This window comes from Alteromonas australica (assembly GCF_000730385.1).
Taxonomy (GTDB): Bacteria; Pseudomonadota; Gammaproteobacteria; order Enterobacterales; family Alteromonadaceae; genus Alteromonas; species Alteromonas australica.
Genome location: NZ_CP008849.1, coordinates 2541919 through 2554258 on the forward strand (window position 1 = coordinate 2541919; position 12340 = coordinate 2554258).

Consider the following 12340-nt stretch of genomic DNA (forward strand, 5'->3'; position numbering starts at 1 on the left):
TCAAGAATACGCTTGGTACTGAATCACTATAACGAAACAATGTGCAGTTCTAACGCAGCAAGTGTGTAAATACAGTGAATAAATGTTAAGCATGCTTGTGCCCCACCCTACCTTATATATAATTTACCCATGAAATTGTCCTATAAATTCCTGTGTTTACTGCTAGGCTTTACGTGCTTTTCGTTATTGCTTTCGCTCGCATTGGCCCGTTGGAGCTTTGAGCAAGGGTTCACAGAATTCATCATTAACCAAGAACGCGAGCGTTTAAATCAACTCGCGGTTCAACTCGTCGATGAATATCGTGCTAACGGCAACTCGTGGGAAAATGTAGAACTAGATAATGCTTCCTTTTTCTCTGGCCCTCCAAATAGAAAATTTGGCCCTCCTCGCCGAATGGGGCCGCCACCGCGATCACGGTCAATGGCTGCAAACAACCTCGACCTTGGCCCACCAACTGCACTTTTCGATAATGAAGATAATGTAGTAACTGGCAATGTCTCTAGAGATTCATCTGCAAAGCAAGTTACCGTGGATTTAATCTCAGACAGAGGGCGTATTGGTACGCTAATCAGTTACCCGCCACCGACGCCTAATTCAGAAATAGCCGTTGCATTTGCCGCCCAGCAAAATCACGCCATTATCATTATTGGGTTGGTTTCCTTCGCACTGGCAATCATCATAGCGTTGGGCATTACACCACGAATATTACGACCGTTTGAGTCGATATTAGCCGCAGTAAAAGCCCTGACTGCTCGTAAATACGACACCCACCTTCCAAATGAAAGAGCCGATGAATTCGGAGAGTTGATGAGCCATATCAATACGTTATCTACTACGTTAAAAAACAATGAAAACACAAAAAATCAATGGCTTGCTGACATATCTCACGAATTAAGAACACCGCTTACGATACTTTCTGGAGAAATAGAACTCATAAAAGCAGGCATACGCCCTTTAGACCAAAAGCAATTACATTCTTTCGATCAAGAAGTATCTCGATTGTCATTGCTTGTTGAAGACCTTTATCAATTGTCTCTCTCAGACATTGGCGGTTTGCGATACCATTTCCTGAGTGTCAATTTACGTGACGCTGTCATCTCACAAAAAGACACCCTATTAAGTAAGTTTATGCAGAAAGGCATCGATATTGAGATAGCTGAGGCTTCGCCCATATTCATAGATGCTGACCCTCAAAGAATAAACCAGTTAATCACAAATCTATTGGTGAATGCATGTGAATATACAGACGCGCCAGGTAAAGTCGTGATTACGCTCAAAGATAGCGGCCCCTCTGCTACACTACTTATTGAAGATACACCGCCTGGAATAAAGAAAGGCAATGAATCTTTATTATTTGAACCCTTATTTAGAGAAGACGCCTCTCGTGCTCGCCGAAGCTCTGGAGGCGGCCTAGGCTTGTCCATTTGCAAACAAATAGTTAACGCTCATCAAGGGAAGATTGTTGCAGAGCCCTCGAAGCTTGGCGGTATTAAAATCACAATCACGTTGCCAAAAGAACAACTTATAAAGGATAACTGATGCGGTCTGACAACCATGTTCTTATCGTAGAAGACGAAGAAAAAATTGCACAAATTTTGGTGGATTTCTTTGCGTTAGAAGGTTTTGATAGCCACGTATTACACTCAGGTGAAGGCGTTATAGATGAAGTTAAAAAACGCCCGCCAACCGCCGTAATCTTAGACAGAATGCTGCCTGGCGTGGACGGGTTAACCTTATGTAAGCAGATTCGACAATTTTCACAGGTTCCCATCTTAATGTTGACAGCGCGAGTGGATGAAATAGACCGCCTTATTGGTCTAGAAGCTGGCGCCGACGACTACGTATGTAAGCCTTTTTCTGCACGTGAAGTCGTCGCAAGAATACAAACCATCTTACGCCGTACCGCGCGTGCTCCCGACACTGAAGAATACACTAATGTATTAGTCTTCAAGCATATTGAACTTGATATCGCTAAATTTCGCTGCAGCTGCAATGGTTCACCGGTAGAACTGACGCCTGTCGAATTTCGGTTACTTAAAACCATTATGACTAACCCCGGCGTTGTGTATTCACGAGAGCAGCTAATGGCATCGGGTTACCAAGACGGTAGAGTCGTGAGCAACCGTACAATAGACAGTCATATGAAAAACTTGCGGCACAAGCTAACCGCGGATCACCTAGAGTGTCCAATTCAAGCCGTGTACGGCGTAGGCTACAAAATCGTCTAAACCTTAAAACTTCTTTAAACCCCCTTAAATCCTGCACAATATCTGCACTTTTAGCCGATAGGATGACGTGCAGGTAAATCATTAACAAGACACCCACGACAATTCTGTTTCTTATGGGTGTCTTGATAATCAACCAATAATCAAACGCTCGTTATACGCGCAAAAAACCGCGTTTTATCATGGGTGTCTCGTTAGCGTTTTTTATCATGGGTGTCTTGTTAGTGTTGTTAGCGGATAAATGAAAAATGCAGCGTTGGCTATTAATTAAAAGGTGGGTGTCTTTATATGAATAAAAAAGAAACTAGGTATTTGCTGGGTGCTGCATTACTTATTCTTACGTTGGTAGCGTGCGGTGGTAGCGATAGTTCAAGTACCGTTGATACAGACACTACGTCTGCATCAGACACGGATAATACACAATCAGACACCCAACTAGGGTTAGATCCTGACAACTTTCTCACAGACGCCTTAGCCCAAGACATAAGCACAACCTCTTGTACCTTATCTGATGGCACAGAGACCCAATGCTACGAAATAGTCATCAATGGCGTACCTTCAAATAATGAAATAGGGCCATTTTGCCCTACACATATTGATGATGACGAAACACAAGGGGGGGTATGGTTTGACGGAAGCGGCGAGCTGTATCAACTCGATGGTGAGTTTATTGTGTATACCAAAACGCTCTACGGAGATGATTGGCAGCTATATGACGAGACCACTGGTGAGGTATATGTAACAGACACCCAAGTCGCCTGTGAAGCAGCAGCGCGACCCGATGTAGATCCCGAGTATCAAAATCACTGTGTGCAATGCGATATCGAATACTATAACGGGGGGGTTCAGCAAACTTTTCTTATCCCCGTTACTCCAGTAGCGTTATCCAACCCAGAACAAGTCAGTGCTGATATAGGTGTAGCACTCAACGGTGTTGTTATCGCGGGCCCCGCGCCTGTTAGCGACATTCTCGCCGCCAACACCATTGCCGCTTTTGACGATTGCGGCGGGCATATAAACCCGGTGGAAGGCTATCATTACCATGCAGCATTAGGCTGTAGTGATGTCATTACCTCAGTAGACGGCCACGCAAACCTCATTGGTTATGCGTTAGACGGGTATGGCATTTATGCCATGTTGAATTCAACAGGCGAAGAAGATTACGATCTTGACGAATGTAGAGGTCATAGCGACGACACGAGAGGTTATCATTATCATGCTGCAAGTGCGGCTGAAAATATGTTTATCGGCTGTTACAGTGGAGCGCAGGGAAGTATAGAGGTAGCGCAGTGATAAAACCAGTCACCTTATTGAGCTTGCTATTACTCAATTCATTTGTTTTTTCGTCACAAAGTTATGCGCACAATGGGCATGTTTTTGATGCCTCAATTAACGCTTGCAGAGCATTAAGCGTAAGCGACGAATGTCAGTACGAGTCTGGAGGCGACAAACGCTTTAAAGGCACATGCCAAGTTTTCAATGGCACGAAACTCTGCGTACGAAATCAGCCTATCGAATTCATCAAGGGGGATGGTGCTAAGGCAAACCCTGATTCACACGAGCATCATCACGAAAACAGTCCCCACACCGTCGCCACTCACCTACCCCCACAGCTAAGCAACCCGCTTCTAACATTCTTTTAAGCTTTGCAATGCCGTTCAAACCTTGGAACGGCAACCACTTTGCTGTGTAAATATCTTTCACTCACAATGAAATGTTTGCACAATACGTGTGTATAGCCCGCCGAAAAATAAAAATTTCAATTAGAAAACATGCAGTTACTGGAATGGTACAGCTATTGCTACTTTAGTAGTAATTATCACGCAGGTTGTCGAAACATTGGAGGTTGTCATGCACTTACCAGTAAGCGTAGTTACCATAGTAAAAAGCCGTACTGAAAAGCTCTGTCACTTGATTGAGCAACTAGAACATTGTCACCCCTCGCCAGCTGAACTCGTTATTGTATGGATGTCTTCACCGTCTGAACTGTCTCTTATACGAAGCGAAAAATTCGATATTGTGCACAAATTTGTCAACCAAGACGATTTACCCATCGCAAGAGCCAGAAACAAAGGCTTGCTTGAAGCAAAACATGACACCCTCGTCTATATGAACGTTGATGCCATATGTGCGCCAAACTTCATTGAAGCAGGCCTTAGAGAATGGTCACAACATAGCGTTCTGCACACCAAGGTAAAAATGATAGACGCAGAATGCTGGCACCTCGACCACAATCTAATCAGCGCGTCGATGTCGTCTGAAACCACACTAACAGACAGTGATGCCAACGACACACCTAAAAAAGATACTCCTTCAGAAGATGGCCCCTCTGAAGACAACAACGAAATCCCTCACCGAGACCAAATAACAATTAAGCAGGAAAATCATCATGGAAAGTTTAGTCACGATAGTATTTGTTCTACAGTGTTTTTTATTAATAAGACAGATTTCGAGAAAACCGGCGGTTTCGATGAAGGCTACAGCGGCTTCGGAATAAACGACGAAGATTTTTTCACCAATTGCAGAACTTTAGGGTTCGCCATTAAAGAAATACCACAAATCACCTTCTTACCTGAGCGGCCGAATTATCAATGCCCGGTTAATCACCTACTGGATTTCGTTAAGAACGCTGAACGTTACTATTCGAAATGGGGCAAGTACCCCCGCCCCGACGTGCTAGATGCCTACGCCGAAGCAGGCTATATCAATCAAGACTATATTGAAAATGGCATTCAGGTTTTACAACTTCCTAACGCAAGTAAAAACGAAGACGATACAGAGACACCCATGCAAACATCGCCAGAATTGAGCGCTGCATCTATCACGCCCTCACGTATGGCAGCTCAGGTAGACAAGCAGGTTACGCAGCTACGGAACCTAAATACAGGTGTAGAACAAGACACCCATGATGCAGCCGCAAACAACGCTATCGTTGCCTCACGTGTTTACACTGCGTAATAGCGAGTTTGCGATGAATGAGGAAAGGTTATGTCACTTTTAAAACCGAATCTCTCAGCGCAACTTAGTGAGTTTATAGCTCAGCCTGCATTTCCATGTGCAGGCGCAAAAACCGCGCTCACCAAAGATCAAGTACACGTAAAACAGTACGACGATCTATCCTGTGAAATGAATAATATTGATATGCTTTCGGATATTTACGATTTTATTCATCAATTCAACATGGAAAAAGACATTTACTCGTCGTTGGTATTTACCTTTGAACTCCCAGATGTACTGAACGAAACTGTGTTCGACAAACTGTTGTGGAGAAAGCTGCAACAACTCCATGAAATTGACGCATGCATAAATGACTGGGACGAGAATGTGGCCGACGATCCACATCACCCTAATTTCAGTTTCAGTTTAGGCGGCTGTGCCTTTTTCATTATTGGCCTGCACCCTGCGGCTTCGCGTAAAAGCAGGCGCTTTTCACGGCCAGCACTGGTTTTTAACCTTCATGCGCAATTTGAAGCGTTAAAAGAACAAGGCAAGTTCACTCCGTTACGGGATCATATCAGAGAGCAAGATGCTATTTTTTGTGGCAGTGAAAATACGCTGCTCGACAATCATGGAGAATCCTCGGAGGCCCTGCAGTACAGTGGCAAGCAACAGCCTAAAAACTGGCAATGCCCGTTCCACGCTGCATCAAATTAAACCATAAAAAGAGTCAAACAATGAGACAAACAATACAACCTAGAAGCGGCACAGCATTTACGATTAAAAAAGGGGAAAGATTAAAAGTTATCGACCCCGAGGGTGAACAAGTGGCCGATATTTATGCGTTTAACGAACACGACAAAACCGAGTTTCTGTCATCAGGCAGAACCCTGGATTACAACGAAAGCATTCGCTTTAAAACCGGCAGCAAGCTTTACTCCAACTTAAGTGAAGTCATGTTTGAAATAATCGAAGACAAAGTGGAAGATCATGACTTCTTGCTCACGCCATGCAGTGTGGACACATTTAGACACTTTTATCCTGACGAAGAACCCGTCCCTGGCTGCTACGGCAATCTTGTTGCCGCCTTCGCGGAATTTGATATTCCTGCTCACCATGTAGGCACAACGTTCAATACCTTTATGAATGTGGATATTAGCGACAGCGGAAAAATTGCGGTTCTGCCGCCAAAAAGCCAAGCCGGTGACTTTACCGTATTTGAAGCCAAAATGGACATGATAGTGGGCTTAACCGCCTGTTCTGCTGGCGAGTCAAATAACTTTCGCTATAAACCTATACAATTTGAAATTTTACCAGCCCAGACAGTATAAAGCCGCTACCTATCGCAGCGGCTTAAAACAGGCTTACACCAGCTTATTTTTCAACGACTTGAACACTTATCGGGTTTTCAAACGCGTTTAACTTGTCTTCAAGCAGGGTAGAGAATGCTTCGGCTGAATGAATGGCCTCGTCTCTTTGAGGCCACACCGCCAGAATTTTGTATTCGAATGCGGTTAATGGCTTGAACATCACTAAGTGATCGAATTCGCCTTTTTCTACGCCGACGACTTGGTCTAGCCTGTAAAATACCGCTAGGCCCAATTTATCTTGGTCGCCTAGCACACTTTGAGGCCCCCACGTCCCAATCACGCCCCACTCAGCGCCTTTTACATCAATAACTTGTGTATTATCATGCGCGACTAACCCCGCCACTATTCCTGACGCGGCTTCTGATGCTTTCACGTTAATATGGGTGGTTGGGTCAAATGCATTAATTCGGTATACCGTTTGAATGTCTACCCCCGCTGAACCGTTTTCATCCAAAGCCCAGTTTTCATAATTCACTTTAAAAGAGGCTGAAGTCTGACTGTTCTCAAGCAAGGTATAAGACGTATTATCTACATATTGAAAATGTAATATGCCATCGTCGGTCTTTCTTCCAAGGGCGCCAACACCCAAAGATTTACCTACTTTAAGCGCATCTCCCCCCCACTCACTGAGTGAATGATAACTGTCGTAACCATCCTGACCTACTTTTGATAGAACCGGGTCGCTTCCTGTTTTCACAAATACATCAATCGCATTACGCCAATCGAAATATAGACGATAGCCTACTTTGTCGGATTCCCAGCCTGGCCCTTCGTAGCGTAAATAATAAGAATGATCGGTAAGCTGCTCAGGTGCAACAAAGTGTTCCACCGTTTCGAAGGAAAATTCTTGTGCTTCATATACCGTGCCGTTCCATTCGCCGCCGGTTCTGATCGAAAGCTCTGCATGCGCAAAATCTTCAACGGGTTGGCCTGCGCTAATTCTGGTTAGGGGATAATACTCCGAAGCGCCTGGCGCCACGTTAATGGCGGCAAAAAGTGCTTTTCCGCCTTCCGGCGTATTGCGCCATTCAGATGGCACCCCCTTTACCCGCCATTGTGATTCCGCGTCGGGTACCGGTACGGAAACCCATTGTGTCATCGTGCCCCCTTCTGCTGGGTTATTAACCAGCACACCCTTTTCTTTTATATTTTTTGCATTATCGCACGCCGTCAATATTGGCAATAAAACCAAACCTAACTTCATGACTTTATTCATAAAACCTCTCCTAACGATGAATTTATCGGTAATTACTCACTCAGTTTATTTTAAACAATATATTGACAAATGCCACCGGTGGCAATTATTTTAAATTTTGTTAACGGAATTTTTCAATTTAGTATGTCGTTTGTATATATCGATGTCGGTTTAAAGGGTTACTCAAATGGTGAACTTCAGTTTAGAAGGCAAAAGAGCGCTGGTTACAGGGGCTAGTCGAGGAATTGGTCAAGCCCTATCTCTTGCGCTCGCCCAGGCTGGCGCGCATGTTATCTGTGCAAGCTCTCGCGCCGGAGGCTGCGACCACACAGTAAGTAAAATCCTGGCAACGGGGGGGTCTGCCAATGCGGTAAGCGCAGATTTGTCTAATTCAGAGCAAGTTGCGGCCATGGCAGAAGAAGCGATGGGGCTAAAAGGCAATATCGATATTTTAGTCAATAATGGGGGCACTATCCATAGGGCACCAGCCACCGACTTCCCGCTATCAGCGTGGCAACATGTGCTTGCGGTTAATCTTGATTCTGCGTTTATTTTAAGCCAAGCCATAGGCCGCAACATGATTCAGCAACAGCAAGGGAAAATTATCAATATTGCCTCAATGCTGAGTTACTCTGGCGGTATCACTGTACCTGCCTATACCGCAAGCAAACACGCCATTGCGGGTCTTACCAAAGCATTAGCGAATGAATGGGGTCAATTCAATATTCAAGTGAATGCCATAGCACCAGGCTATATCAAAACTGACAACACTCAAGCACTGCAAGATGATGAAAAACGCAGTAGCGAAATATGTGCTCGAATACCTGCTGGACGATGGGGGCAAACCGATGATCTCGCTGGCGCTGTGGTTTTTTTAGCCAGCCAAGCCAGCAATTACGTTAATGGGCACACCCTCGCCGTCGACGGCGGCTTTTTAGCACGATAGGAACCGTTTACTATGAACAACAAAATTGATTGTCGTTATGCTATTGGAAAGAAAGAGGCCAACGCCTACAACACCAATGAGCTAAGAGAGGCGTTTTTAGCAGAAAGCTTAATGACGCCGGGAAAAGTGGTATGGATTTACACTCATTACGAGCGCTTTATGCTAGGAAGTGCGGTGCCAACCACCACCCCGCTGACACTAGAGACCATTGAAGACCAGTTAAAAATGCCCTTCTTTACCGCGCGTAGAGAGGTGGGTGTTATTAATATCGGAGGTCCAGGCACTGTTGAAGTCGCGGGTGTCAGCTACGATTTAGGCAATGAAGAAGCGCTTTATATCGGAAAAGGCAACGATAACGTCGTTTTCTCCTCTAAAGATGCGAATAACCCAGCAAAGTATTATCTTAATTCTGCCCCTGCACATCACAGCTACCCATGTAAAAAAATTGGAGAGCTAGAGGCAAATGTGCTGAATTTGGGCAGCCAAAGCACCTCCAATGAAAGAGACATTAAACAGCTCATCATTAATTCGGTGGTTGATACTTGCCAACTCCAAATGGGGCTCACTCGCCTGAAAAATGGGTCGGTATGGAATACCATGCCTGCTCACCAGCACGACAGACGTAACGAGGTTTACTTCTATTTTGATTTAGGCGATGACAAACGCGTTTGTCACTTCATGGGCGAACCCCACGAAACCCGCCACCTTTTTGTGGCAAATGAGCAAGCCGTGATTTCACCTCCTTGGTCGATACACTGTGGCGTAGGCACAGGAAGTTACGCCTTTATCTGGGGAATGGCTGGCGAAAACCTAGACTACGACGATATGGATAAATTTCCACCTTCGGCTCTTCGTTAAGGCGTGTCAACTATGCAGTTTTTGTCAAAGATAATGGTTATCGGCTTTACCGTCGCCACTCTTATGAGTTGCTCCAGCGAGGAGGTCGACCCGGATATCACTGTCCTTCGCATTGGTCATTCTTTGGATACACAACACTCAGTGCACAAGGCGATGGAGTATTTAGGTGAGCGGCTCGCCTATTATTCTAACGGAACCATGAATGTGGTTATTTACCCCAATAGTCAATTGGGCACTGAGCGCGAAATGATTGAGCTATTGCAGATTGGCTCTTTAGCAATGACGAAAGTGTCCGCCAGTCCCTTGGAAGGCTTTGCGCCTGAAATGAAAATATTCAGCATTCCTTATTTGTTTAGAGATAGCGAGCATTTCTGGCGCGTTCTTAATAGTGATCTAGGCAGCGCACTGCTTACCGGTATCGAAGATTATCGCTTAAAGGGCTTAGGCTACTATGACGCAGGCAGCCGCAGTTTTTATACCAATGACAAACCCATTCGCCAACCCAGTGACCTAAGCGGCCTTAAAATTCGCGTGTTAAACAGCCCAACCGCCGTTGCGAGCGTTCGTGCACTAGGCGGCGCAGCCACGCCCGTGTCATGGGGAGAGCTATATACTGCGTTACAGCAGGGTGTGGTAGACGGGGCTGAAAATAACCCGCCAAGTTATTACCTGTCTCGTCACTATGAAATTTCACGATATTACAGCCTCGATGAACATACGAGTGTGCCTGACGTTATGCTTGCTTCACTGCCGGTTTGGAACCGCCTTACTGATACTCAAAAGGAGTGGCTAACCAAAGCCATGGCCGATTCGGTGCAATACCAGCGTCAGCTTTGGAAAACGTCCACTATCGAGTCTCTTGCCAAAGTGAAAGCCGAAGGCGTCTCGGTCATCTACCCCGATAAAGCGCCTTTCTTAGAAGCGGTAAAGCCGCTTCATGAAAGCTTTAACGGCACACCAATAGGTGGGCTTATCCAAGACATTAAGGGGATGTAAAAATGACAATAATAAAATTCATCGATAAAACCTTGGCCGCAGCACTCGTTGTCGCAATGACCTGTATTTTACTGACGGTTATTTGGCAAATTGTCTCTCGCTATCTACTTCAAGATCCCGCAGCGGCAACCGAAGAGCTCTCTCGATTTTTCCTCATCTGGATAGGAATTCTAGGCGCCGCTTACGCCTATAAACAGCGCGCTCACCTTGGGTTTAACCTCATCGTAGAGCGCCGTTCTTTTGCTATTAAACGAATTCTACTTACCCTCGTTGAGTGTGTTGTTATTTACTTCTGTGTGCTTGTCATGGTTTATGGCGGCTCAGAATTAGTCATGCTAACCCTTGAGCTCAACCAGATATCAGCAGCGCTAGGCGTCAAAATGGGACATATCTATCTCGTCCTTCCTCTATCAGGGCTACTGATTATTGGCTATAGCCTTGTCAACATTGCCACCCTGTGGTCTCAACCTCAAACGAGTACGCAATAATGGAATTAACTGGCATTATTTTAGTCGTCGTATTTTTTGCTTTATTGCTATTAAACGTCCCTATTTCCATCAGCATTGGTGTAGCGACGTTACTTGCCATGCTGATGAATATGGATGTAACCCCCGCCACCATTACCATTGCCCAGCGTATGGTGGGCGGGTTAAATAGCTTTGCCCTTTTGGCCATCCCCTTCTTTGTATTATCAGGTTTAATTATGGGGCGCGGGGGAATTGCTAAGCGCCTCATCGAATGTGCCATGGCGTTAATTGGCGCGTTGCCTGGAGGATTGGCATTAGTCAATGTGGTCTCTTGCATGATGTTCGGTGCTATTTCTGGTTCTGCGGTTGCCGCCACCTCTGCCATTGGCAGTTTTATGCTACCAGAAATGAAAAAGGCAGGTTACGAACCAAATTTTAGCGCCGCCGTTACGGCCGCCGCTGCCACCACAGGCATGCTAATCCCGCCCAGCAATATTCTTATTGTGTATGCCATTGCCAGCGGAGGTGTGTCTATCGCCGCACTCTTTATGGCGGGATATATTCCAGGCATCATGGTGGGGCTAGCGCTTATGATGGTGTGTTACGGATATGCGAAAATCAAAGGGTACCCATTGGCTCCTCGCTTGCCTTTGTCCGTGGTATTTAAAAAAGTACTGCAAGCCATTCCTTCGCTGTTTCTTATTATCTTGGTTATTGGCGGCATAGTTGGCGGTATTTTCACCCCCACAGAAGCAGGTGCAATTGCCGTGGTATATGCCCTATTACTGGCTGTGGTTTTCTATAAAGAAGTGGCGCTAAACGCGTTACCCGGTATCATGTTGAAAGCGGCGGAAACCACCGCCATCGTAATGCTACTCATTGCAGCATCTACCGCAATGTCATGGCTACTTTCTTTTGAAAACATTCCACAAACCCTCAGTAATGCATTACTCACCGTTAGCGATAATCCATTACTTATTTTACTGCTAATTAATTTGCTGCTTATTGTCGTTGGTGCATTTTTAGATATGACACCTGCTGTTCTTATCTTTACGCCAATTTTCTTACCGGTGGCCACGCAGTTAGGCATGAGTGAATTGCAATTTGGTATCATGCTAGTGCTCAACCTATCAATTGGATTGTGCTCTCCCCCCGTGGGCGCTGTATTATTCATTACCTGTGCCATCGCGAAAACTAAGTTAGAAAATATTATTAAACCATTGCTCCCACTCTACGCGGCCATGTTTGTGGTGTTAATGCTCATCACCTACGTTGATTGGTTTAGTGAAGCGCTTCCAAGAGCATTGGGCTTTTAAATGATTGTTTTTAATGGAAGGGGCTTTATG

Annotated in this window: 13 protein-coding genes; 12 read left to right on the forward strand and 1 reads right to left on the reverse strand. The window is 45.3% G+C overall.

Annotated elements, in window-relative coordinates:
• Window positions 1–129: 129 nt before the first annotated feature.
• The 7 genes from EP13_RS11275 to EP13_RS11305 all read left to right on the forward strand — a co-directional run bounded on the left by EP13_RS11275 (window position 130) and on the right by EP13_RS11305 (window position 6493).
• The gene (locus EP13_RS11275; RefSeq protein WP_044057375.1) at window positions 130–1539 is read left to right on the forward strand and encodes an ATP-binding protein; all 1410 of its coding nucleotides are present in this window, start codon (window positions 130–132) and stop codon (window positions 1537–1539) included.
• The gene (locus EP13_RS11280) at window positions 1539–2228 is read left to right on the forward strand and encodes a response regulator (protein ID WP_044057376.1); all 690 of its coding nucleotides are present in this window, start codon (window positions 1539–1541) and stop codon (window positions 2226–2228) included. The genes EP13_RS11275 and EP13_RS11280 overlap by 1 nt, the downstream gene beginning before the upstream one ends.
• A gap of 285 nt (window positions 2229–2513) precedes the next feature.
• Complete coding sequence (locus tag EP13_RS11285; protein WP_044057377.1) at window positions 2514–3518, forward strand: YHYH protein; 1005 nt, start codon at window positions 2514–2516, stop codon at window positions 3516–3518.
• A complete protein-coding gene (locus tag EP13_RS11290) occupies window positions 3515–3868 on the forward strand; it encodes a hypothetical protein (protein ID WP_044057378.1) in 354 nt (117 codons plus the stop codon). Before EP13_RS11285 ends, EP13_RS11290 begins: the two co-directional genes overlap by 4 nt.
• 208 nt (window positions 3869–4076) lie before the next feature.
• Window positions 4077–5183 (forward strand): glycosyltransferase family 2 protein, encoded by a 1107-nt coding sequence (locus tag EP13_RS11295; protein ID WP_052364371.1) that lies wholly within the window; start codon window positions 4077–4079, stop codon window positions 5181–5183.
• A gap of 30 nt (window positions 5184–5213) precedes the next feature.
• Complete coding sequence (gntA, locus tag EP13_RS11300) at window positions 5214–5879, forward strand: guanitoxin biosynthesis heme-dependent pre-guanitoxin N-hydroxylase GntA (protein ID WP_044057379.1); 666 nt, start codon at window positions 5214–5216, stop codon at window positions 5877–5879.
• 20 nt (window positions 5880–5899) lie between these two features.
• Window positions 5900–6493: a DUF1989 domain-containing protein gene (locus EP13_RS11305; RefSeq protein WP_044057380.1), complete on the forward strand. Its 594-nt coding sequence runs from the start codon at window positions 5900–5902 to the stop codon at window positions 6491–6493.
• Between the two features lie 43 nt (window positions 6494–6536).
• On the opposite strand, the gene EP13_RS11310 is transcribed toward EP13_RS11305, so the two are convergent.
• On the reverse strand, window positions 6537–7748 hold the full coding sequence (locus tag EP13_RS11310; protein ID WP_044057381.1) for a DUF4861 family protein: 1212 nt from the start codon (window positions 7746–7748) through the stop codon (window positions 6537–6539).
• Window positions 7749–7914: 166 nt separating this feature from the next.
• Here EP13_RS11310 and kduD point away from each other — a divergent pair, with 166 nt between their 5' ends.
• From kduD to EP13_RS11335, 5 genes are all read left to right on the forward strand, one after another.
• Complete coding sequence (gene kduD / locus EP13_RS11315) at window positions 7915–8673, forward strand: 2-dehydro-3-deoxy-D-gluconate 5-dehydrogenase KduD (protein ID WP_044057382.1); 759 nt, start codon at window positions 7915–7917, stop codon at window positions 8671–8673.
• A 12-nt stretch (window positions 8674–8685) separates the two neighbouring features.
• Complete coding sequence (gene kduI, locus EP13_RS11320) at window positions 8686–9531, forward strand: 5-dehydro-4-deoxy-D-glucuronate isomerase (protein WP_044057383.1); 846 nt, start codon at window positions 8686–8688, stop codon at window positions 9529–9531.
• Window positions 9532–9594: 63 nt separating this feature from the next.
• Window positions 9595–10527, forward strand: coding sequence for a TRAP transporter substrate-binding protein (locus EP13_RS11325; RefSeq protein ID WP_231497957.1), 933 nt, complete (start codon window positions 9595–9597; stop codon window positions 10525–10527).
• A 2-nt stretch (window positions 10528–10529) separates the two neighbouring features.
• Entirely contained in the window at window positions 10530–11015 is a 486-nt protein-coding gene (locus EP13_RS11330) for a TRAP transporter small permease (protein WP_044057384.1), read from the forward strand.
• On the forward strand, window positions 11015–12310 hold the full coding sequence (locus EP13_RS11335) for a TRAP transporter large permease (protein ID WP_044057385.1): 1296 nt from the start codon (window positions 11015–11017) through the stop codon (window positions 12308–12310). The genes EP13_RS11330 and EP13_RS11335 overlap by 1 nt, the downstream gene beginning before the upstream one ends.
• The last annotated feature ends 30 nt before the right edge of the window (window positions 12311–12340 follow it).

Coding starts and splice junctions, on each gene's coding strand:
- EP13_RS11285 (WP_044057377.1), top strand. CDS start 2,514: ATGAATAAAAAAGAAACTAGGTATTTGCTGGGTGCTGCATTACTTATT.
- EP13_RS11275 (WP_044057375.1), top strand. CDS start 130: ATGAAATTGTCCTATAAATTCCTGTGTTTACTGCTAGGCTTTACGTGC.
- EP13_RS11280 (WP_044057376.1), top strand. CDS start 1,539: ATGCGGTCTGACAACCATGTTCTTATCGTAGAAGACGAAGAAAAAATT.
- EP13_RS11305 (WP_044057380.1), top strand. CDS start 5,900: ATGAGACAAACAATACAACCTAGAAGCGGCACAGCATTTACGATTAAA.
- EP13_RS11335 (WP_044057385.1), top strand. CDS start 11,015: ATGGAATTAACTGGCATTATTTTAGTCGTCGTATTTTTTGCTTTATTG.
- EP13_RS11310 (WP_044057381.1), bottom strand. CDS start 7,748: ATGAATAAAGTCATGAAGTTAGGTTTGGTTTTATTGCCAATATTGACG.
- EP13_RS11330 (WP_044057384.1), top strand. CDS start 10,530: ATGACAATAATAAAATTCATCGATAAAACCTTGGCCGCAGCACTCGTT.
- kduD (WP_044057382.1), top strand. CDS start 7,915: ATGGTGAACTTCAGTTTAGAAGGCAAAAGAGCGCTGGTTACAGGGGCT.
- kduI (WP_044057383.1), top strand. CDS start 8,686: ATGAACAACAAAATTGATTGTCGTTATGCTATTGGAAAGAAAGAGGCC.
- gntA (WP_044057379.1), top strand. CDS start 5,214: ATGTCACTTTTAAAACCGAATCTCTCAGCGCAACTTAGTGAGTTTATA.
- EP13_RS11325 (WP_231497957.1), top strand. CDS start 9,595: ATGAGTTGCTCCAGCGAGGAGGTCGACCCGGATATCACTGTCCTTCGC.
- EP13_RS11295 (WP_052364371.1), top strand. CDS start 4,077: ATGCACTTACCAGTAAGCGTAGTTACCATAGTAAAAAGCCGTACTGAA.